Below are 22,113 nucleotides of genomic sequence, written 5' to 3' on the forward strand. Positions count from 1 at the left end.
GGGGGAGCACCCGGTCCGGACAGGTGGCTTTGGGATCAGCCGGTCTGCTGCGGCGGCACGGTGCCGCGACGCAAGATCTGGCTGACGGGGGCAGTGCTGGTCGGGTCGGACAGGGCCTTGATGGCGGCCTCCAGGCTCTGCGGGTCGGCGCCCAGGTGCTGGACGGCGGCCGACGCGAGCGTCTGGGCGAGGTTGTGCTGGAGGAAGGCTTCGTGCCGGTGGATGGCGACCTCGGCGGCCAGGGCCTCCAGCGACGCGATGGCCTTGCGCCGCATGGTCTGACGGGGCGGGACGCCGAAGGTCTTCCACACCACGACTTCGCGCGCGGCGGCATCGAACTCGACCCGGAACGGCAGTTGCCCGGCGGCTGGTTCAGGCACTTCTCCTCCTGGGGTAGCTCGGGCAGTGGGTCTGTCGGGAGCGTGGGGACGTTGTCCTGGGGGCGGCCCCGCCGCGGCATCGTGCGGCTGGGCGGGGCCACCGACGGCGCCGCATGGAGGGGACGGCGCCTGCCGCACATCCCGTGTCAGGGCCACGGGGGCGACTCGGCCGACGGCGGCGCCACGGGGGAACATGCCGCCGTCGGCCGAAGAACAGGGAGCGGAAGGTGGACTGTGACGGTCTTGCCCAGTCCGTCCGCGTCCGGTGGCGCGCTGGTCTTCCCGCCCGCCTGCGCGGTCATTGCCTCGACCAACCGCAGGCCCCAGCCGCCACTGCCGTCCAGATGCGGGACATCGACCGGTTGCGGGAGTCGCGGATGGCGGTCGTGGACGGCGACCATCAAGTGCTCGCCGTCCATACCCACCGCTACATCCGCCGTGGGCGAGGTATCGGCCGCGTGCTGAACGGAATTGGTGACCAGCTCACTGACCGCGAGCAGGGCGGTGTCGACCAGATCCGAGCCGCGCGGCAGTCCCCACATGGTCAGCTGGGCGGCGACCTCGTGCCGGGCGGCGGGCACGGATGCCTCGATGGCCTCGACCGTGAAGGAAAGCCGCCGGCCGGTTACCGGAGCCGCTATCGGAAGGGCCTGGATTCCGTCCGTCCAGCGCTCGCGCACCTGGTGTGGCACCGCTCGCATCGCCAGCGCTCCTCCCGGTCGGACGGCATCCGTGCACACCCCGCCATAAACGATCAGCGATGGAAGCGCTACGGATCGTGAACCGCCCTCAGAATGGCGGAGCGAAGTTCTCTCGCGCAAGTGCGTCAGAGAAGTGGCATATTCATTTCCGGCTGCCACTTTTCGAAGTCCGAACACGGGCGCGAAGGCGCAACTGGGTGCTGGTGCGGCACACTTGCGTACAGCAACACGCCGACGACGCGGTGAAGGCGAGGAGGGGTGATGGCTGCGGCCAGCGGACCGACAGTGAGGCGCCGACAGCTCGGGTCCGAGCTCAGGCGCCTGCGTGAGCACGCGGGCAAGAAGATCGAGGAAGTCGCCGAGCACCTGGAGTGCTCACAGTCCAAGATCAGCCGCGTGGAGACCGGTCAGGCTCCCATCAAGGCCAGAGACGTGCGCGACCTGCTGCAGTGGTACGGAGTCGTGGACGCCGCCCAGGTGGAGACCGTGATGCAGATCCACAAGGACGCGCAGCAGCAGGGCTGGTGGGCCCACTACGAAGAGGTGCTGCCCTCCGGCATGGCCACCTACGCCGGGTTGGAGTCCGACGCCCGGGTCCTGCGCTCCTACGAACCGATCTTCGTGCACGGCCTGCTGCAGACCCAGGACTATGCGGAAGTCGTCATCGGAGCCGCACGGCAGGGCGAGCTCGATGAGATCGACCGGCTGGTGAGGTTCCGTAAGGAACGCCAGGCGCGGCTGACGAGCAAACCCGAGCCTCTGGAACTGTGGGTAGTCGTAGAAGAGGCCGCGCTCCGCCGCCCGGTCGGCGGGAAGGAGGCCATGGCGGCCCAGATCGAGCACCTCATCGAAGCCGTGGCCATGCCGAACGTGACGATGCAGATCATGCCCACAGCCAAGGGCGCCCACATCGCGATGGCCGGGACGTTCTCGCTGCTGGAGTTCGAGCCGCAGACACCCACCGTCGTGTACGTCGACTCCATCGCAGGCAACGTGTACTTGGAGAAGGAGCGCGACGTCCGCAAGTTCATCCAGACCTTCGATCTGGTGCGGGCCGCGGCTCCTGACCCACAAGAGACCCCCGCCATTCTGGAAAAACTCGCAAGGGAGATGCACAAGACATGAGCACGAACGACAAGCGACCCGTTCCCGAGGTCGACTTGAGCGCCGCCGTCTGGCGGAAGAGCAGCCGCTCTTCCGGCAACGGCGCATGCGTCGAGGTCGCCTTCGTCGAAGGGATCGTCGCCATGCGCGATTCGAAGGACACCAGCAGGCCCGCACTTCTGTTCTACGCGGACGAGTGGGACGCCTTCCTGGGCGGAGCCGCCGATGGCGAGTTCCGCCAGCCCTGATTCGGTCACCAACTACCGGGATCTGGCTGGTCCGAGCGAGCCTTAGACGCCTGGACCAGCCATCAGATCCCACCTATGCCCCGGTACCGGGCCGCACAATCCCGACGGCAGGCGTGCGGCCCGGAACCGCGAGGTGCCGCCAACATCCCCGGCCCGTTGATGCTCCTATTGGTAGTCAAGGGAGCCGAGAACCTGATGGTGGTCAGGTTCGGTAGGGGTGAAGAGCGACGCTCGCCGTTCCGACGTTGATCTCCACCCAGGTCTCGTCCATGTTGGTGAGGATGGGGGATGCCAGGTCGAACAGCACCGACCAGTGGCCCATCTGGAGGTAGGCGGCTTCGTCGTCGGTCAGGTGAAGGAGACCGCGCATGATCACCCGGTCGCCTTCCTGCCGGAGTTCCGGCTCGGTGGCAGCGGCTGGCCGGGTGTTCTGGCCCCAGTGGATGTCCGCGTCGACGGTCCATTCGATGAGGTGTCGGCCGTCGGCCTCTTGCAACTCACCGTGCCAGAGCACCACGGCGGAGCCGATGGGGGTGTGAACCCGAACTGCCATGTGCTGCTGCGGGGCCTGCGGCAGGCTCTCTGTGCGGACGAACATCGCCCCATCATCCATGAGGTCACGTCCCGGGACCGTGGCGTTGTCGGGCTGCCGAGGTCAAGCGGCGGTGAGCCAGTCCCGGTAGGCGCCTGCGAGGTCGTCGTCGCGGCGTGTGCCGCGTTCGATGCAGGAGATCACGGCCGGCCAGACGCCGAAGTGCTCGGCGACGGTGGTCAGGGTGATGTTCTTGGCCTGGCGTGCGGGCCGGAGGTTGGAGACGTCCGGGACGGTGACCGGTGTGGTGAGGCAGCGGAAGATCTCCCGGGCGATCGCCCTTTTGAGGAGGCGGATGATCTCCTTCTTCGTGCGTCCGGCGGCGGTCTGCCGGGCGACGTATTCGCGGGTGCGGGCGTCGCTGGACATGCGGACGAGGGCGATGCGGTAGAGGGCGGCGTTGGCTCCGCGGTCGCCGCCTCGGGAGAGGCGGTGGCGGTTGGTCCTGCCGCTGGAGGCGGGGACGGGTGCGACGCCGCAGAGCGCTGCGAAGGATGCCTCGGTGTGCAGTCGGTCGGGGTGGCCGCCGGCGGTGACCAGGAGCTGGGCCGCGGTGTCGGGCCGCACCGAACGCGGCGCGCAGGCCGGGGTTGTGCTCGGTGGCGGCGGTGTCCAGGGCGGCGGTGAGGGTGTCGTGTTCCTTGGTGAGGGCCTGGACCCGGCGGGCGAGGGTCTTCAGCGCGGTCAGGAGGGCGACGCGTGGTCCGTCGCCGGTGGGACGAAGTCGGGAGAGGGCGTCGACCTGTGTCTTGCCGTGCAGGGCGGTGTACTTGACGCGGATGTCGTCCGGGGCGGTGATGAGGATGTGCGTGATCTGGTTCAGGGTGGCGGTGCGGGCCTTGACGGCGGACCGGGCGGCGTTGTGGAGGGCGCGTATGCCGCTGACGGTGTCGTCCTTGGGGATCACCGATGCGCGGCCGGACAGAGCGGCGCGGGCGGCCGCATAGGCGTCGATGGGATCCGACTTGCCGATCCGGCGCCGTTCGGCCTTGTCGGGCCGGTTGACCTCGATCACGGTGAGGTCCGCGTGGCGGGCAGCGCGGGTGAATCCGAGGCCGTAGGAGGAGGTGCCCTCGACGCCGACGGCGGTCACGGTGCCGTGGGCGTTCAGGAACGCGATCGCCGCGGTGTATCCGGCTGCCGTGGTGGGGAACTCGGTGTCCGCGATGTGGCCGCCCCGGTCGGTGATGACAGCGACGTGGATCGTGTCCGCGTGGGAGTCCACTCCGCCGAACACCGCATCCAGCTCGGTGGCGGGCGTGATCGTCGCTGTCATCCTGTGTGCTGCCTTCCTGGGCGGTGGTGGCACCGGCCGGGTGGGTCAGACAGGACATTGAGGGGGCCTCTGGCCAAGCTGAACGGAAAATCGACCTTCGGGAGGGCAGGCGGCAGCATCCGGGCCGCCTGCGGACCGGATGACGGTGACCGGACGGTCAGGCTGCTGTCGGAGTGAGGGCGACTTGGTGGCCGAGGGCTTGGAGCTGGCGGACGAGGTCGCGGGTCTTGCGGGCGGAGTCGAGATGACGCCGGTGCCAGTCGGCACCAAGCTCCTGATAGGAGGCGTCCGGGTCGTTGATCAGGTGCCAGGCGATGATGAGTATCGAGCGGGCGACGGCGACGAGGGCTTTGGCGTGTCCGCGGCGTTTGACGATCCTGCGGTAGCGGGCGCCGAGGAAGGTGTCGGTGCGGGCGGCGGCGTTGGCGGCCTCGCCGAGCGCGCCCTTGAGCCAGGGATTACCCTGTCCGGCCGGGCCTGTGGTGTGTTTCGCGCCGGATTGGATGGTTCTGGGGCACAGCTTCGCCCATGAGGCCAGGTGCTCGGGGGTGGGGAAGCGGCTCATGTCCGCGCCGATCTCGGCGACAATGGTCTGCGCGGTGGTCGGCCCGATACCGGGAACGGCATCGAGACGTTCGACCAGGACTCGCGCACTCACCGGGGCGGCAGGCTCGTCATCGGCGCCCGTGCCGTCGTGCGGTGTGGTGATCTCCGCCAGCGTCCGGGCTATGAGCCGGTCGAGTTCGTGGACCTGTGTGGTCAGATGATCGACCGTGGCCAGCAGCACCCCGAGCAGCCGAGCGTGGTGGTCCTCGAACTGGCCGGTCAGGGCTTCCACCAGCAGCGCCTTCTTCTTGACCAGGCTGCCCTGGGCAAGCTCGGCGAGGGCACGCGGGTTGCGTTCACCGGCGACCATGGCGTCCATCATGGCCCGCCCCGACAGGCCGAACAGATCCGAGACGGCCCCGGACAGCTTGATCTGCGCGTCCTGCAGGGCCTTGTCCACTCGGTGCTTGTGCCGGGTGCGTTCCTGGACGAACACGGTGCGGGTGAAGTCCCGCAGCTGCCGGACGGGTTTGGGCGGGACGAACGAGGCCCGGACCATGCCGCGTTCAGCGAGCTTCGCCAGCCAGACCGCGTCCAGCCTGTCGGTCTTGGGCCGGCCGGGGACGTTCTTCACGTCACGGGCGTTGACCAGCCAGCACTGAAGGCCGCGGGCTTCCAGCAGGTAGAAGAAGGAGCGCCAGTAGTTGCCTGTCGCCTCCATCACCACGCGCTCGACGCCCTGGCAGACGAGCCGGTCTCCGAGTTCCAGGATCGCATTGGTGGTCGAGGCGACGTTCCAGACCTGCTGGACGCGCCGGCCCTCGATGGTGTCGTGCGGGACGCGCAGGCAGACCATCCCCGATGCTTTGGCGATGTCGATCGCCGCGACCCTGCCCACCGTTCCGTCGTCGTGATCCTCTCTCAACTCCTCCATCACACACTCCCTGTCGTACTCGCGCGGGCGGGGGCTGCCCGGAGAGCCTGAGGGGAACGGAGAAGCTGATCGGCGTGCTCAAGGCGACAGTGTGCGGCCCCTCGGACGACTCCCTCACCAGACTCCTATGCGGGCTCACAGCCCAAACATCGATCGGCGTCGGCGGACAGCCCCCGTACCGATTTTCACGCCCGCGAGGCGTCATCCGCAGGTGAACGGCTGACTCCTATCAGGTCATGCTCCACCTGGCCGGAGCCATGGAGAACGGGTCCCGGCGGCCGGACAGAACAACTGCAGGACAGCCCAGCAGGGCGTCAGTCAGACCCTGAGCCACGACCACCGGAACCCGCTACGAGTATCAATGTCAGACCCGGGCGCAATGATGGACCTCATGACGGACGACGCCCGGTTCACCGAAGCCCCAGACCGGCAGATCCCCACCTGGGCCCCCACCGTCGGACCCGGTTGGACAGCCCTTCTCGACCAGCTCCACCGCGACCTCTCCGCACTCGACCCCGCCTACCGGATCGAGGAGTTCGGCACCCAGCTCGGCGGCCTGCGGATCACCGTCGCCGACCGCTTCGAGGCCGGCGAGTTCGACGGCGAGTTCGCCGACCGGACCACAGCCCTCACCGATGCCGCCGAGACCGCCTCCGAGCACACCTGTGAAGCCTGCGGAGCCACCGGCCGCATCCGCTTCCGCGGCGACGGCGCCGGGATGAGGATGCAGCCCCTGTGCGAGGACTGCCGCAGCCTCGGGGTCTTCCCGTACACCGCTCTGCACAACCATCCCGCCCCGCACTGACCAAGCGAACCCGGTCACCTGGGCCGCGTGTCCCGAACGGTCAGCGCGACTGCTCAAAGGCTGACGCACCCGGTGAGAACGATGATTCTCACCGGGTGCGTCAGCCCTCCACGCTCACCCTCGACCGGACGATCAGTCCTCCTCGCGCCGGCCTCGGCGGAGGCCACCGGCCGGCCGCTGCTGCGGCTCCGGGGTCTCCACGCTCTGAGGGGCCGGATCGGCAACCCGGCGCGGACGAGGACGAGGACGCGGAACCGGAGCCGGTGCAGGAGCCGGCGGCCGCGGAGCCTGAGCCCGCGGGGCAGGCGTCTGGCGCGGCGTCGACGTCGACGCCTGGATCGAACCCGGCTGACGCGCTGCCTGCGTCCGAGCCGGAGTCCGCGCACCAGGCGCAGCCGGAGTCCGACCCGAAGCCGAAGCCGAAGCCGAAGCGGCCACGGGACGAGGATCCGACGTGCCAGCTCCCAGCTGCCTCGGGGCAGGGGTGCCCTGAGCGGAGCGCGTCGGACGCGTGCTCGGCGCGGCTGGCTGCCCGGAAGCAGGAGCCGGGGCGGGCACAGCGTCGCCGCTGAAGCGCTGCGGTGCAGCCTGCTGGTTGCTGCCCTGCTGGCGCTGCGCACCCTGGGAACCCGTGCCGAACTGCGTCGGGCCCGTCTGACCGGCGACAGCCTTACGGTCTCCGCTGGTCGGAACAGAGTCGGTGCTACCCGCACGGCTCTGGCCCTGAGCGCCACTGTGAGAGCTCGACCGATCCGTGGACGAGGCCAGAACCTCACCGGGTATGACCTTGTTGCCGTCCGAGGTGTACCCGAGGATCGACAAGCCGCCCTGGTTGCTCAGGCCCAGCGCCGTCTGCTTGTCCGAGCGTGAGCTGCCCGCTCCACCGCTGGTCAGCTGCAGCGGACCACCCTTGTCGTCGAGTCCGTCGCGACCGGACGCGCCCTGCACACCGGCGGGACCACTGCCGCCCGACAGAGCCTTGACTTCGTCACTTCCGCCGCCGGAGCCACCACCAGGCCCACCATCCAGCGCCGGGCTGTCCGGGCCATCCGGTCCATCCTGACCGCCACCCCCGAGGGCCAGCTGCTGCTGACCAGAGGTCAGCGCCATGGCGTCACCGTTCGTGCCGCCGGCGTTCGTCGACGCCGTCTTGCCCGCGGGCTTGCCCGTGCTCGGGGACACCGGACCGTTGGTCTTGCTGTTGAACCCGTTGGCGAGCTTGTTGCCCATGGCCATACCCGCCCCAGCCCCTGCACCCGCGGCCAGAGCAGGCATCAGCCCACCCTTGTCCGGCTTCGGCGTGGTGTTCGTCTCGAGGAACTTGTCCACGAGCTTGGTGACCACCTCGTCCATCGCCTGCAGCACAGTCTTGCGCACCCGTAGCAGGGCGAAGGTGATGCCCATGATCACCAGCGAGGAGATCAGGGTCAGGATCACCACGATGATCCCGCCGAGCGCAGCGCTGCCCCACAAGCCACCCGGGCTCATGAAGCTCGACACGGGCCCAGCCATGATGTCCGGGACCGAGATCAGGAACTCAGAGACGAACTGGTAGATGAACAGCGTGAGGAGGACCTCGAGGATCAGCGCCATGGAGTAGACGATCACTTTGGAGATCGCCTGCATCGCGCCCAGCGTCGCGAACGGCACGGCGGCCACCAAGCCGAAGATCCGCTTGACCGAGCCCGCCAGCATGCCGATGGCGTACCAGAAGCCGAGCAGGACGATAGAGCCCAGGACCGTGGCCGCGTTGCTCCAGTACATGAACTTCGCCGGCCCCGTACCCACCTGGCTGACGGCCATGTGGTTCTCGCGGGTGAACCCGCTGGTGGCGTTGTTCGACGAGTACATGGTCAGCGAACTGGGGCTGAATCCGGTGTTGAGGTAGTTGTATGCCGTCAGCGGGGACAGGTTGCACGAGGAGGGCGCCTTACCCACCGTAAAACCACAGCCGGCCTTCGTCCCCGTCGTCGTAAAGACCGTCGAGTCCTTGCCAGGACCAGAGGAGGTCAGGCCCGTGCCGTCGGTCGAAATCACCGGGTGATCGACCGGCTTCGGCCCCTTCTCCTCACCGAACTCCTCCACGTCGCCGTAGCTGCTCTTGTCGACAAACCAGCTCTTCTTGACACCCGAGCTCTCGTCCAGCTGCGTGATCGAGCTCTTGATCCCCGACTCGAAGTCGGAGGCCGCTACCTCGCTGCTGGCGATGTACTTGCCGATGATCCCGAAGGTCGAAAACACCGCCTTGAAGTCGTCCGAGGCGCTGCCGCCGGTGACGGAGACTGTGCCGTCCTTCCAGGCCGACTCGGCGTCGTTGGCCTTCGTTCCGATATTGATGCCGTTGAACGTCGTCCCGTGGGACTGCTTGTTGATCGCCAGCGCACTCGTGCGCACGGACATCATCGCGTCCGGGCTCGCCTGGTCGCCGTTCCAGGAAACAGTGGCCTGGTCCGGGATCCCCAGACGGTCGTTCATCATCCACGCCTCGAAGTCGACGTAGGTGCTCAGCACGACGCGCGTCGGGCCGGCGTGTTGACCAAGAACGGAGTCGTCGAACTTTCCGAGCACGCTGGAGTACATCGACCCGACGAGCGGCAGGCCGACGCCGATGAAGACGACGCGCACGATGAGCTTCTTGATCGCCGAGCCTCGGTCCATCTTCTTGAACATGACCAGGCCGATGAGCAGGACGCCGATGAAGATCGGCACGAGCGCCTGCCACGAGATATCGACGAGCAGGCCGTACCAGCTGCTGATCCAGTGCTGCAGACCCGAGAGCGCGCCGCCTCCGGTATCGCCTCCGGTCATACCCTCGGCAAGAGTCGGATTGACCGCCGCGACCGCGCTGTAGAACCACGTGAAGGGGTTGATGAGCTTCAGGAACTGGATGATGACGTAGAACAGAGTGCCGACCGCCAGCGCCAGGGCGTAGAGGACCCAGATGATCGACCCTCCGATCACGCTCACGATCTGGCCGCCGATGCCCGAGGACATCGTGTCCAGGCCAAGGTCGTTGTTGGCCGCCCCGAAGTGCGCGTAGTCGAGCATGCCCGAGTACTTCGCGTTGCCCTTGTCATCCTTCGCGGCCAGGGTCTGGTAAGTGACGGTCTGCGAGGACCCCGACACCTCGGCGAAGAACCAGCCCACGATGTTGCCCAGGCTGAACTCCGGGTCGGCGTAGCCGAGCATGGAACCGCCCGCGGCCGGGCTGGACGTGACCGGCTTCCAGTTCTCGTGCATGCCCTTGTCGTTCTGCGGCGAGTTCTTCTCGCTGAAGTACGAGCTCGCGTTCGAGGCCAGCTGGTAGAGGCTGTAGTTGTCGCGCTCCTTCTTGTCGTCCGCGGACGCCGGCGAAGAGGTCGCCATCAAGAAGGCCGGCACGAGCAACGCCGCCAGGAGCACGAGGCCGAGCCCGCGCGCGAGCCTGCCCGGACGGGCTACACCACCGCTGTGGCCGGCCCAGGCGCGCAGCCTCGCCACCGCCGTGATCGTCCCGTTCATCATCTCTCCTCTGCTCCTCGCCCTCGAATCAGTGCTGACCCCGCTCATGACTTGACCAGCTTCTTCGGCCTGGGCCTCGCTGCTGGTCGCCTTGCGCCGTTCTCGAGCTGCGGCAGGCTCTTGCCGTCGTTGCGTTTGCTCGCGTCACCCTGGCCCGCGTCAGCCTCACCGTCGCCGCCCTCGCTGTGCTTCCGGACGCTGGTGAGGTTCGCGCCCGGTGCCGGCTTGTCGTGCATGATCGCGTCCATCCGCGCCGCCTCTTCGGCCCTGGCCGCCTCCAGGCGGACCTGCCTGCGCTGGGCCTCGCGGTAGGGGTTGATCCCCAGTGCCAGGTCCAGGTGGAAGACCACGTTGGAGACGCCCCGGCGCAGATACGTGAGGTTCTCGCCCTTGGTCGTGATGAGCTGGGCGAGATCCGGTGGAATCCGCTGGTGCAGCTGCTTCTGGTACGCCGCCACCGTTCCGTCGCGCATCGGGCCGAAGAGCGTGTAGTCCGCAGCGTCGAACTTGTTGAAGTCGCTGTCGGCCAGCATCTTGTCGACGTCGTTGTAGCTGTAGACCACTCGGCCGCCACGCTCATGCATGTGGTCGAACTGGTCCTGGACGTACTTCTTCACCCGGTCGTCGATGTGCTCGGTGCCGTGGATGATCACCGTGTCGCCGAGCCCCAGCTTGCCGACGGCGAAGCCGACGATGTTCACCAGCTGCGCCATCGCCACGCCCTTGCCACGGCGCATGAGTCGTGAGAAGTCGTAGACCACACGCCGGGAGTCCCGGACCCCGTCCACAGCCGAGGCCGTGTGGTTGTTGAAGAGGTCGCCGTTCGTGCTCAGCATCGCGTTGGCGATGCCCTTGAGCACGTTGTACGCCCGCAGCTGGTCCGCGTCGGTCTTGCTGGAGTTCAGCAGCGCCTTGTGCGCGGTCGCCAGGTAAGAAACGAACATCTGAAGACGCGGCACCTGGGCGTGCGGGATGTTCACCACACGCAGGCGGTGCCGCTGCTCCTTGGCGTTGTGCCGCCACATACCCTGCTCGATGTAGAAGTCCGTAGCGGTGTCTTCGAGGGCACTGCGGATGATCGAGCCGACGGCACCGTCGGTGGTCTCGTAGAGCTGCTCGAACATCAGCTTGAGCTTCTCCATCTGGGCGGAGAAGACCGTCAGTTCGTCCTCCTCCTCGCCGAACATCTCGAACATATTCACGTCGCCCTGGTTCAGGTCCACGCGCGAGGTGAGCCGTTCGAACTTCGGGCCGAGCTTGTCGAGGTTCGCTCCGTCAAGGACGAGGTGGACGACCTGGCCGTTGTTCAGCAGCGTCGCTTGCGAGATCTTCGAACACCACATGTTGGCCACCCGCTGGCGGTCGAGGTACTCGCTGAGGGTGGCGTCGGCGACGATCACGTGGTGGTCGTAGGCGTTGACGTCCATGAGCACGGCGCTGTTGTTGACGTCGCCGACCATGTAGCCGACGTACTCACCGCCCTTGTCGTTGAGGCCGTTGGTCACCAGCGAGTACGAGCCGGCCAGCTCGGTCGAGGTGAAGTGGAAGCCCTTGCCCTTCTTCTTCTCGTTGTCCTTCCACAGGCCCGAGAGCTCCTGGCGCTGCTCGCCGGCATAGGGCGCAGCCTTCAGCGTGCCGAAGCGGTCGATGTACAGGCGCGTGACCCGGTCGATCGTGTCGTCCAGGGTCGCCAGGTCGGGGGCCTTGAGAAAGAGCCGGTTGTGCACGGAGAGGTAGCTCGCGCCGTCCTGGAGCTCTCCGATCGTGACCCCGAGGTCACCGGAGATCTTCGCGGCCTTGCGCTTGGAGGAGGTCGTGCCCGTCTCCTCCTGCTCGTTGGCATCGAGCCGTTCCAGCTTCTCCGACTGCTTCGTATACGAGTCGATCCATTTGTCGTCCATCCGCTTGACCTGCTCAAGCACGACCGCGGTGACCCGCTCGTCCAGGCCGTCCGGGATCCGATCGATGCCCCAGAAGGCGGCGAAGTTGTCGTGCGAGGCGTCGTCGTGGAAGTACGCCATGATGCAGGCGACCGAGCCGTCGACCTGGAAGTAGTCCGAGCGGAAGAGGTACTTCTCCCTCGGCTTCAGCGCGAGCAGATGCGGATAGGCGTCGAACGTGCCCTGGAGGTGCTTCACCTCCCGGCGGCGCTGCCACCAGTTCCTCTTCGGCTCGGCGGCCTCATCGGCCACGCCGTCAGCTGCCGCAGTGTCCTGCACGCCCTCAGCCTGAGCAGCGCCGTCCGGGCGCGGATCATCGACCACGAGCTCCGCGGTCTCATTTGTCTCGTCAGGTTTCTTCCCCGGGATGCCGAGCTGTGCCCGGACTTTCGTCATCAGCACCGTGGTGTCCTTCGTTCGTTCCTCGTCGTGTGGGTCGGCCGAGGGCTGATCAGTTCAGCGACGCCTTGAGTTTGAGCAGTTCGTCGTCGATGCCCTGGTAGAAGACCCGCAGCATCGGCTCGGCCTCCTCGCGGTCGAGCATCGTGGCTTCCTTGATCATGAGAGTGGAGCCGCCGACCTCGGCCTGGAGGACCTGGTGCCCCTTGCGCAGTGCGTCGGCGTTCTTACCCTTGAGCAGCAGGTACTGGTGAATCGAGGGGAACTTCCCGCCCACGTGCTGCGTGAGGATGTCGTACTGCTCGTTCTGCAGCTCGATCAGATCGGGGTCACGGACCTGCAGGGCCTGGTTGCGTTGCTCCAGGTTCGCTACCTGGTGGTAGATCCGCTGCGGCTCCTTCGTCGTGATGAAGTTGTGCTCGCAGGTCGTCTCGACCTTGCGCCAGAAGGAGTCGACCCGGTCGAGGATCCCGATCCGGTCCTCGTCGAAGAGCAGATAGCTCGCCGAGCCGACGACCAGGTAGACCCGGCCTTCTCCGCCGTCGGAGAAGTGGATCAGCCCGTCCTCGTCGATCCCGTCGATGCCGACGATCGAGTAGAAGTCCGTGGGGTTCGAGGTACGACGGGTGAAAACGTGGCGGGCCTTGCGGGGCAGATACGCCAGGAAGGCCGGCACCCGCATGATGCGTAGCTCCTTCGTCTTCATCAGCCCGCCGAAATAGGCGATCGCCGCCAGCCCCCAGAGGACGAAGAACGTGATGGCGATCGGGCCCGAGCTCGCGACGAACGTCGACGTGCTGAACCACAGCAAGGCGAGGATGCCGCCGCCGAAGAAGAGCAGCTGCTTGATCGGGGAAGGCTTCGCCGCCCAACCCCCCTTGGCCAGCGTGATCTCGTGATCGAGGAAGCTCCTGTTCAGCGAACTCGGCACCTTGTAGGAAGGCTTTGCCATGAATCTCTCATCTCCCCCTGCGATCGCAATGGCTATCGATCGGCCTATTCAGAAGCTCTCGTATGCGAGGCGCATGGATGACATCCTACCTTAGAGAGGCCATTCGAATGGATGGTAAAAGACTCTTGAGTGGCGACGTGTAGCGAGTTGGACTAGCGGGTCCTGGTCATCGAATGGCTGACAGGTCAGTCGCGCCGCAGGGGCTGAGGTGCACAGCCCACCGCTACCGCCTCGCGGTGCGGAACGTCGTCGCCCAGGTCGAGCAAGGCCAGCGCTTCGGCTCGGTCGTCCTGGTCGAGGGCCCTCTGACGGGTCGGTGTCAAGGGGTGGGGCGGGTGGGAGCGTCTGTTGGGGTGTCGGGCATCCCTGGGGGGAGTCGGCGGTGGAGAGGTCCGCCCCGCCCGGCTATGACGGCCGCGGGTTCTAGCCGTGGGCGAAGCGGCTCACCCCGCCGAACTCCGAGGTCCCGGTCCGATCCGAAGGACGCCCGGTCTCGCACCCGGCGGCACCGCGCCAGGCGCAAGGAATCCATGCTGGAGACAGTGTTCTGCGCCCACGCGGTCGTTGATGGGGTGGGTGCCGGGACAGACTGGGACCTGCGCGAGTGCCAGTACTCCAGCCTCGCCCTCCCGGGAGGGCGGAGCGCCATCCTGACGCTGCAGATGGCGAATATCTTCGCCAGAAGCCGGATGGCGCGTGGAAGGACTTCCGCAGCCGGCGGACAGGGGCGCTGAAGTGACGTCGCGTCACCTCAGCGAGCTGGTCTGCGCCGAGTCCGGCAGCGCCCTGATCGAGGGCGCCTCCAGCCGAGTCTGCGTCGCCCCCTGCGCCCAGACCGCCATCCCCCAGTCGTGCAGGATCCTTTTCGATCGCGAGGCCGCCGTGAAGGCCCTTACCGCCAACGACTTCGCCCCTCAGCGCACCGCCGGCGCCCTCAGTCTCAGCTGGCCTCGCCCTCTCTACTCGGTGTCCCCCTCGCCGTCCTGGGGGCGTTTGCCCGGTGCCGGGGTCGCGGCGATGAAGTCGGCGCTCAGCACGTCCGCGTAGGGGGCCAACCCCTCGTGGGAGGCGACCACGGCCCGCACGATCCGGTTGATCGTGTCGGAGCGGGCCAGGCGAGCGCCCCGGGCCCGGTTGGAAGACCCGGTCAGCAGCGCACCCCGAGAGAGATATGTGCCGTGAGCGGGGCTGATGACACGGCCGGTGAGCGGGTCGGGCTCGAATGTCCCGGCGACGGTCCACCCGACGTAGACGTCCAGCGCGCGGGCGGCGTCCCGGTTGACCGTGACAGTGGTCAGGGCGGTGTCCTCGGCGTTCTTGGGCCGCACCCTCCAGCTGGTTCGGAAGCCCTCGTTGACGCGGCCCTCTAGGTCGAGAGCGAGGATCATGCCGGGGCGTAGCTTCTCGTGCCCGAAGTAGCTGTTGAGCAGTAGGTAGATCAGAGCCCGGTCGCGCAGTGCGTCGCGGCCGGTCAGACGGTCGGCGGCGTGCATCAACCACCTCGGGCCGTCGCCTCTCAAGCCGGTGCGCTTGGGGTCGGACGGCACGGGGGCCCCGGCGAGGCGGGCCCGGGTGAGTTCGGTGTCGACCCCGTCGGCGACGCCCAGAGCGAGCAGGTGCTGGTAGAAGCTCGTGACGGCGGAGACCATCACGGCCCGGGTGGCTAGGGCGGCGCTCTCGTGCTCGTCAGAGATCCACACCCTGATGTTGACCCGTGCGCAGGCGTAGGGGTCGAGTCCGTCGCCGAGGTCGCACCAGTTGAGCCAGGAGGTGGTGTAGGCGCGGTAGTGACGGCGGGCCTCGGCGGAGAAACCGCCGGAGGCCAGCCTGTACGGGGACCCCTCGGCGGTCCAGGCGGCGAGCTGCCAGTAGGCGTCGTGGGCATCGTCGCACGGGGTCAAGCGTTTGGGTCCACAGTCGGTCGAGTGGCGGTGCGGGGCATGCGTCACCCGAGAACTCTAGCGGCCCTAAGTGTGGTAACGGACTTGCCCGCATGGTCAATCGCCTAGCTGAACGATGTCAGTACTCGTCCCCATCGCACCCCCATGCTGCCCCTGTCGTGAAAAGGCAGCAGCGGGCCCCGAGATCCCGGACCCGCTGCTACTCGTCAGTGCTCGTTCGGGCGTCAGCTGAACGACGGGACGATCTTCTTCTTGCCGCCCTCTTCCTTCCAGGCGACCTCCGCGTCGAAGGTCTTGCCATTGGCCGAAACGAAACCCGTGCCCCGGATGGTCTTGCCGGCCGCCAGGTCCTTACGCTGTGCATCGGTGAAGGTCACCTGGCACCAGGACCGAGGCGGCCCGTCGCCGGAGCCGAAGTCAGGGACGATCTTCTTAGCCTTGGCGTCCCAGCTCACCTTGCAGCCGAAGGTCTTACCAGTCCTCGCGCTCACGAAGTTGTCGATCTCCAGCGCCTGGCCCGCCACGAGCGAGGCGACCTCCGTAGGCGTGAACGTCCGGCCGGACCACTTCGTCGGCCTGTCCGGGGCCTCCAGTTGGAACCCGACGTACTTGCGGCCTTTGTAGTCGCCGACGGCGAGCGCACCGGTGGCCGTGTAGGGCTTGCCCGCGTTGCTCGTGGCCGAGAACGAGATCGTCTCGCCCGCGAGCAGCTTCGTCACCTCGTCATCGCTGAACTTGTGGCCCGACCAGATCTTCTTGAAGGCGACCTTCTTCGGCCCGGCCGGAGCGGTCTGCCACACACCCTCGGCGCGCGCAGCGGCCACCTGCTTCTTCAGGCCCAGCTCGGCACGCATGGACGCGGCGTTCTTCGTCATCGTGGCAATGTCCTCGCGCACCCAGTCGGCGACGACGGCCAGGCGCTCCTCGGCGGTCGCCGTCCCGGCGGCGATGTCGCGCATGTCGGCGTAGACCTTCTCGGTGAGCCCGAGGTCGCCGATGCGCGTGCCCGGCAGGAGCCGCCAGCTCATCTCGCCGGCCTGCGCGAGCCTGAGCTTCCGGCCCTTCTCCGTCAGCAGCGGGTACTTTGCCTTGCCATTGGTGACCTCGGAATACGTCGAGGTGCGGGTCGCGCCCGTGCCCACGTCGCGCTTCTCCAGCTGCTTCATCAGCCACTTCATCGTCGGATACTCCGGGCGCTTGTTCGCGCCCTCGAAGATGAACGGCTCCGCGACCTGGCCCAGGCCCTTGCTGAACTCGTTCTCGTCGCCTTCAGCCGTGTCGTCGCCGGCGTCCGGATCGAACACGGCCCTCCAGCCGGGGATCTTGGGCACGTTGGCGATACCGACGAAGTTCGGGTACTTCTCCACGTGGCCCTTCTGCTGCTCGTAGAGGTAGTCCTCGGCGAGCATGGCCAGGTAGTTTTTCGCGAGCATCTCGTAGATGAACCGCCCGGCCTTGCCGTACTTGCGCTCGACCTCGTCCAGCGACGAGGGCACCTTCGGACCCGGACGGTTCGCGCCGTGCGCGCCCTGGGGCTTCACGTGTGTGGACCGGGGCTGGCGGTGCGTCAGAAGCGCAGCGTCGACGCCGACCACGGCAGCGATCTTGTCGACCAGCGGGGCGAGGTCCTTGAACTGCTCGGGCGTGATCGTCTTGTCTTCCGTGCGCGGGTACGAGACGACCTGGTCCTCGTACATCTTCTGGTAGGTCGAGAGCGTCAGGTTCGCCTTCACACCCTTGCCGACGAGCATCGAGGACAGGGACGCCAGGTCCAGCAGCTTCGGCGGCGCGGTCTTCTTGCCCGCCTTGCTGTCCAGGACGACAGGGGAGGGGCCGTACTGCTGCGGCACCTGGCCCTTCTGGTCGAACCGCGGCTCATCAGGGTTCGTGTACATGACGTCGTTCTCGTCGCGGAAGCGGTTCTGGAAGAACGGCTTCCTGACGTACGCGTCATAAGCCTTCTGCTGGACGCCGACGAGAGAGACCATCGCCGACTTCAGCCGGCCCTGGCGCAGCACGAGGTCCTGACCGGACTGGCGGCCCATCGCCGTGGCGATACGGGTGAACTGCATCGAGAGGAAGTCCCACTGCGAGCGGTACATCGCCTTGCGGTAGTCACCCTCGGCCTGCATGGACTTCACCGGCCGGCGCTGCTCGAAGGCCCTCTGGATCGAGGCCTTCGACTCGTCGGTGAACTCCATGCGGCTGAACCGCTTGCCATGGAAGCCGAGTTCGTCGATCGCCTCCCAGAAAAGCAGATCGCCCTCGCCGGACGGATCCAGGTCCGTGGCGATGACGATTTCATCGCCACGGCCGAGCGCGCTGCGCAGCGTCCTGATGACGTCCGCGACGTTCTTCTGCGGCTCGCGCTTCCACGAAAGATCCTGCGGGTTCCACGGCAGATTGCCCAGGTCCCACGTCTGATAGGCGTCCGCGAGCGAGGAGTCCACCATCGCGTGCGGCTGGGCAAACTCGTAGAGATGACCCCTCAGGCTCGCCACCTCGTAGGCCGTGCCCTTGTAGCTGCCCTTCGTCCCGCCGAGGGCGCTGGCCATGTTCCTTGCTGCACTCGGCTTCTCCGCGACCACGATCGCGACCATGTCGACTCCCTCTCGTCGTTCACTTGGAAACGAGTGTGAGCCTACTCGAAAAGGATGGATGAATGAGAGTCGAAAGGAGCCTGTAAAGACTTTGAATGGCGCAGGAGCATGCAGAGAGAGCCCGGCGCCGGCACGCTGTTCGAGCAATCGCCCCTCGTCGAAAAAAGAGAAGGCCCGAGAAGCTGTGCCTCTCGGGGTCGCCATCTGTCGAGCGCTGTCACCGCCCAGTCGGCAACGCCACGCCGAGCCGGACGCGGTACACCCGCAGTGCCTTGCCGAGAGTTTCGAGTCCTTCCGGGTGCTTCAGACCTTCCTCCAGCTCCTTCAGTCGGATGAGCCGCACGCCGGCCACCTCGGCGATGTGCTTGCGCGTGGCCTGACCCCTGAGCTTGATCAGCAGATCCGGCAGGTCCGCGGTCAGGTCCTCGAACATCCGGAACTTCTCCCGCTCGCCCATGCGCGTGTGGCCGACGTGGATCGCGCCACAGCTCTCTTCGCACCAGTACCAGCTCGTCGACGCGTCTTCCCGGAGCTTCGCGGGGATCTCCTGCTCGCTCCGGTAGCGGCGCTTGAAGGCCCACGTCCCTTCGCGCTGTGTCCGGCATCCGCGCGGGCGTCCTCGGGCCGCGAGGCCGGCGCGGCCATACCCGCTTCTCTACTCTCTCGGCAGTTGTCGGATTCCGGGGAGCAGTGGGGGCCTGAGTGGGCGTCGAAAGTGGTGGCTGGCTTGTTGAGTTCTACGACCTGAAGCGACCTCTGGCCCCGCCGGGTGACGACTTGGCGGACAAGGTCGGCGACGTCCTGGCTTGGGCCCAGAAGAACGGCGCGCGCCATCGGACCCCGTTTCTGATCCCGGCAGACGATCGGCTGCCCGATCCGCGGGTCAACCTCTACTTCCGCAAGAGCAAGATCGTCTCGAAGCAACCGACGACCTGGCGCCGGTACGCCTACTCGCTCGCGGTGTGGCTCGGCTTCCTCGACACCCTCGGCGTCTCATGGGACGAGGCAGCAGGCGAGGACTACACGGACTTCAAGTTCTGGCGGATCACTGACGTCTCCAACGGTGAACGCATCGAGCCCACGTCGTTCGACACCGACCGGTCGGCGCTGAACTCCTTCTACACGTGGGCAGGACCCCTCTACGGCTGCATCAACCCCGTGGCGACCGGCGACATCCTGGGTACAGCCGACCCGGTCGACATCCCTGCTGGACAGGGTCGGCGTGACCCCGCGCGCCCAGCCAGCTCAACTCGCCGGAGAGTGAAGTGGTTGCTGCGGGGTGCCTTTGAGCAGTGGCGGGACGTCGGGTGCCGCGGCTACGGCTTCGACGGGCTGAGGGCCGAAGGGTGGCGGGGCGCTCATGAAGACCGGGACTGCGCGTTCGTCGACGGGTTGTACGGGACGGGGCTGCGGCTGGCGGGGTGGGGCAGCGTGCTGGATGTGGAGTTGCCCTCCGTTGACGCCGCCGGCCGGTTTCCCCGGGCGTACCTGGCGCGTGCCTGCGCCAAGGGCAAGCGGGAGGGACGCGAGTACCGGGTTCCCGTTGGCGTTCTGAAGTCCGTCACGGGATACATGGACCCGATCGAGGGGTCCCGGGCGGAAGCAGTCCGCCGCGCGCGGCGGGCGGGCCGCTACGAGCGGGTGGCCAGGCTGAAGATCGTCACGCGGTTCAGTCCTCAGGCCCGTACGCTGACCGTCCTGACGGCCGAGGGCAGCAGCACGCTGTCCCTGGACGGGCTGGATCCGGAGGAGCGGCTGCTGCGTTCCGGCAGACGCCCCAGGGCCTGGAACCGCTCGCGGTATGGCTCGGCGTGAACGGGTTGCCGATGCTCGCCCACAGCTGGGAGAAGCGGTTCACCGGCATCCGGCCGCCTGCCTCGGCCCACCAGGCCGCCGGGCAGGGCGCATCGAACGCACGGTTGCACGGCCGGAGAGGCGTTGTCAGTGGGGGGTGAGATGCTGCGGCGGTGGTCTTCCCCCGGTTCGGTCGGGGGAAGACCACCGCCGTCTGCACTGATCAGAGTTCTCCGCTCACCATGGCCCTCCGGAACATACTCCACTCGGTGGCCGTGTACCGCAGCGGCTGCAGGTGTGGGTTCTTCGAGTCGCGGACGGCGATGCCACCTCCGGGGAGGTCGGTGATCTCGACGCAGTTGTGCTCAGGACCGCTTTCCTTCGCCTTGCGCCAGTGGGCGGCGGAGAGGTCGTACTCGTACAGCTCCGCCTTCTGTTCGCTCACTTGCGGTGCCCTTCTTCCAACTTGGTGATCCGTGCGAGTGTGTCCTCCACCGACAGAGCCGCGGCGCGGATGCGCTCGACCGCGTGGGCGAAGGGTTGCGCACCGTCGCCCTCAACGTAGGTAGCTCCGCTGAGGTTCTCCAACAGCACGACATCTGGGGTGGGGCCGGGGAAGCTGACGAGGCCGAAGCCGCCGAACATCCCCGGATGCGCGGTGGAGTTCACCGGCATGAGCTGCACCGTGACGTTCGGCAGCTCCGAGACGTCGAGGAGCCTGCGCAGCTGCTCGCGCATGGTGGCCGGCCGGACTTCGAAGCGGGTGTGCAGGGCGGCTTCGTGGATGATCGCCCACAGCTGCAGCGGGTTCCCGGGGCGGGTCAGGACCGCTTGCCGGGCCTGGCGGACCTCGGCGAGGGCGACGATCTCCTCCGGCGTGCGCGTCTCGCTGGTCGCGGTCATGGTCTCGCGTGCGTACGCGGCGGTCTGCAGCAGTCCGGGGATGGCCAGCGGCGCCCACTCGCGGATGTGCTCCGCGTCGTCCTCCAGCGAGATGTAGTCCGCGTAGGCCGGGGAGACGACACCGCTGTAGGTTTGCCACCAGCCCTTCTTGCCCGCGTCCTTGGCGAGGTTCTCCAGTGCGGTGAAGACCTCCGGATCCGTGACGCCGTACGCCTTGAGCAGGGCGGTGACCTCGGCGGGGCGGATGTTCTGCCGGGCGTTCTCGATCTTGGAGAGCTTGGGCACCTTCCAGCCCATGGCCAGGGCGGCGTCCTCGAGGGTCATGCTGGCGTCGTTGCGGAGCTTCTTCAGTGTCTGGCCCAGGCGCCGCCGGCGGACGGTGGGCTCAACAGGCTGGTGCGGCATATGCGCAGTGTCGCACCGCCCTGGGCAGCAACACGACCCAGTTCACGGGATTGCTTGGCGAGATTAGGCAGAAAGGTTGCGGCCTGCCCACGAAAGGGTAGATGCTCGACAGCCGATGGGCACACTCGGTCAACTAGCCGTTGCGGTGGGCTAGTTGCTCGCGCCGTGCGGCCTCGTGCCGCGGGTTGGAGGCAGCCGTGTTGGTGGAAGGATCGACAGGGTCGTCAACGCCCGGGTTCTACCTGCAAGTCCGTCAAGCCGGGTTCGCCGTCCACATGAACGCCTCGGCCGCCCACCTGCGGTCCCTGCGCGCCCTGGCTGACAAGACCCTCTGCGCGGCCGGCCTGGGCGGGGGCATCAGTGATGCGGCCCAGCTCGTCGCCTCCGAGCTGATCGGGAACGCAGTACGGGCCTGCGGTGACCACGTCCCCCTGGTCGTGGAGGTCGACGCCGAGGAAAGCGGCGTATCGGTGAAGGTCCACGACCCCATGGGGGACCGACTGCCCAGCCGCCGCCCCATCGCGCTCGACGACGACAAGTCTGAAGGCGGCCGGGGGCTGGGGCTGGTGGACATCCTGGCACCCGGCTGGACCGTGCGCCCCACTCCGGTCGGCAAGCAGGTCGTGTGCCGACTCCCGTACTCCGAAGGAGACCTCCGTGGGTGAGACCCCGTCCGAGCAGATGCCCTTCCGGATCGCGTACGACGAGACGGCCCGACATCTGGTCATGTGGATGACCTACGGCAGCGGCCCCAAGCAGACCATCCGGCGCAAGGAGGTCGGATCGGTGGAGGCCCTGGCTGTCACGGTGGCCCGCCACCACTACGAAGCGTTCCTGCAGGGCCGGCTCGCCGACGAGCTCACCCGTGCCGGCGTCGACCACCTCGGTGCGGATCCCGCCCGGCTGGAGGCCGCCGTACGCGCACTGCTGGATCCGGCCTGCTCCGTCTCGCTGCGCACCCTGCTGCACGGCCCGACACCGCCGCCGCCCTCGGCCGGCTCCCCGCCTCTCTGAACCTTCGTCCCACGGCGGGCAGCGATCCTGCTGCCGCACGCCTGAGCTGTTTCACGCCGCCGCAACGCCGCCCGGCCCGTGGGCTGGACGTGTCCACGTTGTCTGCCGATCGAAGGAG

19 protein-coding genes and 1 pseudogene are annotated in these 22,113 nt (G+C 67.4%); 6 read left to right on the forward strand and 14 right to left on the reverse strand.

The genetic code is table 11. The annotated features are described in order from the left end of the window. Positions 1-35 precede the first annotated feature (35 nt). Both ACGF2Y_RS00750 and ACGF2Y_RS00755 read right to left on the reverse strand, forming a co-directional pair. Positions 36-380 (reverse strand): hypothetical protein, encoded by a 345-nt coding sequence (locus tag ACGF2Y_RS00750; RefSeq protein ID WP_392941802.1) that lies wholly within the window; start codon positions 378-380, stop codon positions 36-38. Positions 381-526: 146 nt separating this feature from the next. Then, positions 527-1,081: an ATP-binding protein gene (locus ACGF2Y_RS00755; RefSeq protein WP_392941805.1), complete on the reverse strand. Its 555-nt coding sequence runs from the start codon at positions 1,079-1,081 to the stop codon at positions 527-529. A gap of 261 nt (positions 1,082-1,342) precedes the next feature. On the opposite strand from ACGF2Y_RS00755, the gene ACGF2Y_RS00760 reads away from it, so the two are divergent. Both ACGF2Y_RS00760 and ACGF2Y_RS00765 read left to right on the forward strand, forming a co-directional pair. Next, positions 1,343-2,206, forward strand: a complete 864-nt coding sequence (locus ACGF2Y_RS00760; protein ID WP_392941807.1) for a helix-turn-helix domain-containing protein — start codon at positions 1,343-1,345, stop codon at positions 2,204-2,206. Beyond that, entirely contained in the window at positions 2,203-2,433 is a 231-nt protein-coding gene (locus tag ACGF2Y_RS00765; protein WP_392941809.1) for a DUF397 domain-containing protein, read from the forward strand. Before ACGF2Y_RS00760 ends, ACGF2Y_RS00765 begins: the two co-directional genes overlap by 4 nt. Before the next feature lie 202 nt (positions 2,434-2,635). On the opposite strand, the gene ACGF2Y_RS00770 is transcribed toward ACGF2Y_RS00765, so the two are convergent. From ACGF2Y_RS00770 to ACGF2Y_RS00785, 4 genes and pseudogenes are all read right to left on the reverse strand, one after another. Next, entirely contained in the window at positions 2,636-3,031 is a 396-nt protein-coding gene (locus ACGF2Y_RS00770; RefSeq protein ID WP_392941811.1) for a hypothetical protein, read from the reverse strand. A gap of 57 nt (positions 3,032-3,088) precedes the next feature. Then, the gene (locus ACGF2Y_RS00775) at positions 3,089-3,592 is read right to left on the reverse strand and encodes a transposase (RefSeq protein WP_392941814.1); all 504 of its coding nucleotides are present in this window, start codon (positions 3,590-3,592) and stop codon (positions 3,089-3,091) included. A gap of 292 nt (positions 3,593-3,884) precedes the next feature. Next, positions 3,885-4,301 (reverse strand): annotated as a pseudogene (locus ACGF2Y_RS00780) (transposase); the annotation flags it as partial. Between the two features lie 157 nt (positions 4,302-4,458). Next, positions 4,459-5,781 (reverse strand): IS110 family transposase, encoded by a 1,323-nt coding sequence (locus tag ACGF2Y_RS00785; protein ID WP_392941817.1) that lies wholly within the window; start codon positions 5,779-5,781, stop codon positions 4,459-4,461. Positions 5,782-6,172: 391 nt separating this feature from the next. On the opposite strand from ACGF2Y_RS00785, the gene ACGF2Y_RS00790 reads away from it, so the two are divergent. Continuing rightward, positions 6,173-6,586 carry a hypothetical protein gene (locus tag ACGF2Y_RS00790; RefSeq protein ID WP_392941820.1) on the forward strand — a complete coding sequence of 138 codons (414 nt, stop codon included), beginning with the start codon at positions 6,173-6,175 and terminating at the stop codon, positions 6,584-6,586. 132 nt (positions 6,587-6,718) lie between these two features. Here the strand turns inward: ACGF2Y_RS00790 and ACGF2Y_RS00795 are convergent, their stop codons facing one another. The 6 genes from ACGF2Y_RS00795 to ACGF2Y_RS00820 form a co-directional block, all read right to left on the reverse strand. After that, positions 6,719-10,090 carry a hypothetical protein gene (locus tag ACGF2Y_RS00795; protein ID WP_392941823.1) on the reverse strand — a complete coding sequence of 1,124 codons (3,372 nt, stop codon included), beginning with the start codon at positions 10,088-10,090 and terminating at the stop codon, positions 6,719-6,721. Positions 10,091-10,131: 41 nt separating this feature from the next. Continuing rightward, a complete protein-coding gene (locus tag ACGF2Y_RS00800; protein ID WP_392941826.1) occupies positions 10,132-12,306 on the reverse strand; it encodes a hypothetical protein in 2,175 nt (724 codons plus the stop codon). 172 nt (positions 12,307-12,478) lie between these two features. Further along, positions 12,479-13,378 (reverse strand): hypothetical protein, encoded by a 900-nt coding sequence (locus ACGF2Y_RS00805; protein WP_392941829.1) that lies wholly within the window; start codon positions 13,376-13,378, stop codon positions 12,479-12,481. A gap of 959 nt (positions 13,379-14,337) precedes the next feature. After that, complete coding sequence (locus ACGF2Y_RS00810; protein WP_392941832.1) at positions 14,338-15,279, reverse strand: hypothetical protein; 942 nt, start codon at positions 15,277-15,279, stop codon at positions 14,338-14,340. A 224-nt stretch (positions 15,280-15,503) separates the two neighbouring features. Beyond that, the gene (locus ACGF2Y_RS00815) at positions 15,504-17,879 is read right to left on the reverse strand and encodes a DNA topoisomerase (RefSeq protein WP_392941835.1); all 2,376 of its coding nucleotides are present in this window, start codon (positions 17,877-17,879) and stop codon (positions 15,504-15,506) included. A 217-nt stretch (positions 17,880-18,096) separates the two neighbouring features. Next, a complete protein-coding gene (locus ACGF2Y_RS00820) occupies positions 18,097-18,312 on the reverse strand; it encodes a hypothetical protein (protein WP_392941837.1) in 216 nt (71 codons plus the stop codon). A gap of 269 nt (positions 18,313-18,581) precedes the next feature. Here ACGF2Y_RS00820 and ACGF2Y_RS00825 point away from each other — a divergent pair, with 269 nt between their 5' ends. After that, positions 18,582-19,694: a hypothetical protein gene (locus ACGF2Y_RS00825; protein WP_392941840.1), complete on the forward strand. Its 1,113-nt coding sequence runs from the start codon at positions 18,582-18,584 to the stop codon at positions 19,692-19,694. 202 nt (positions 19,695-19,896) lie between these two features. Here the strand turns inward: ACGF2Y_RS00825 and ACGF2Y_RS00830 are convergent, their stop codons facing one another. Together ACGF2Y_RS00830 and ACGF2Y_RS00835 are read right to left on the reverse strand one after the other, a co-directional pair. Beyond that, the gene (locus tag ACGF2Y_RS00830) at positions 19,897-20,118 is read right to left on the reverse strand and encodes a DUF397 domain-containing protein (protein ID WP_392941843.1); all 222 of its coding nucleotides are present in this window, start codon (positions 20,116-20,118) and stop codon (positions 19,897-19,899) included. After that, positions 20,115-20,981, reverse strand: a complete 867-nt coding sequence (locus ACGF2Y_RS00835; RefSeq protein WP_392941845.1) for a helix-turn-helix domain-containing protein — start codon at positions 20,979-20,981, stop codon at positions 20,115-20,117. The genes ACGF2Y_RS00830 and ACGF2Y_RS00835 overlap by 4 nt, the downstream gene beginning before the upstream one ends. A 275-nt stretch (positions 20,982-21,256) precedes the next feature. Here ACGF2Y_RS00835 and ACGF2Y_RS00840 point away from each other — a divergent pair, with 275 nt between their 5' ends. Both ACGF2Y_RS00840 and ACGF2Y_RS00845 read left to right on the forward strand, forming a co-directional pair. After that, positions 21,257-21,646, forward strand: a complete 390-nt coding sequence (locus ACGF2Y_RS00840) for an ATP-binding protein (protein ID WP_392941848.1) — start codon at positions 21,257-21,259, stop codon at positions 21,644-21,646. Continuing rightward, entirely contained in the window at positions 21,639-21,995 is a 357-nt protein-coding gene (locus tag ACGF2Y_RS00845; RefSeq protein ID WP_392941850.1) for a hypothetical protein, read from the forward strand. Before ACGF2Y_RS00840 ends, ACGF2Y_RS00845 begins: the two co-directional genes overlap by 8 nt. Positions 21,996-22,113: the final 118 nt, after the last annotated feature.

Source organism: Streptomyces sp. NPDC048142 (assembly GCF_043202835.1).
Classification (GTDB): Bacteria; Actinomycetota; Actinomycetes; order Streptomycetales; family Streptomycetaceae; genus Streptomyces.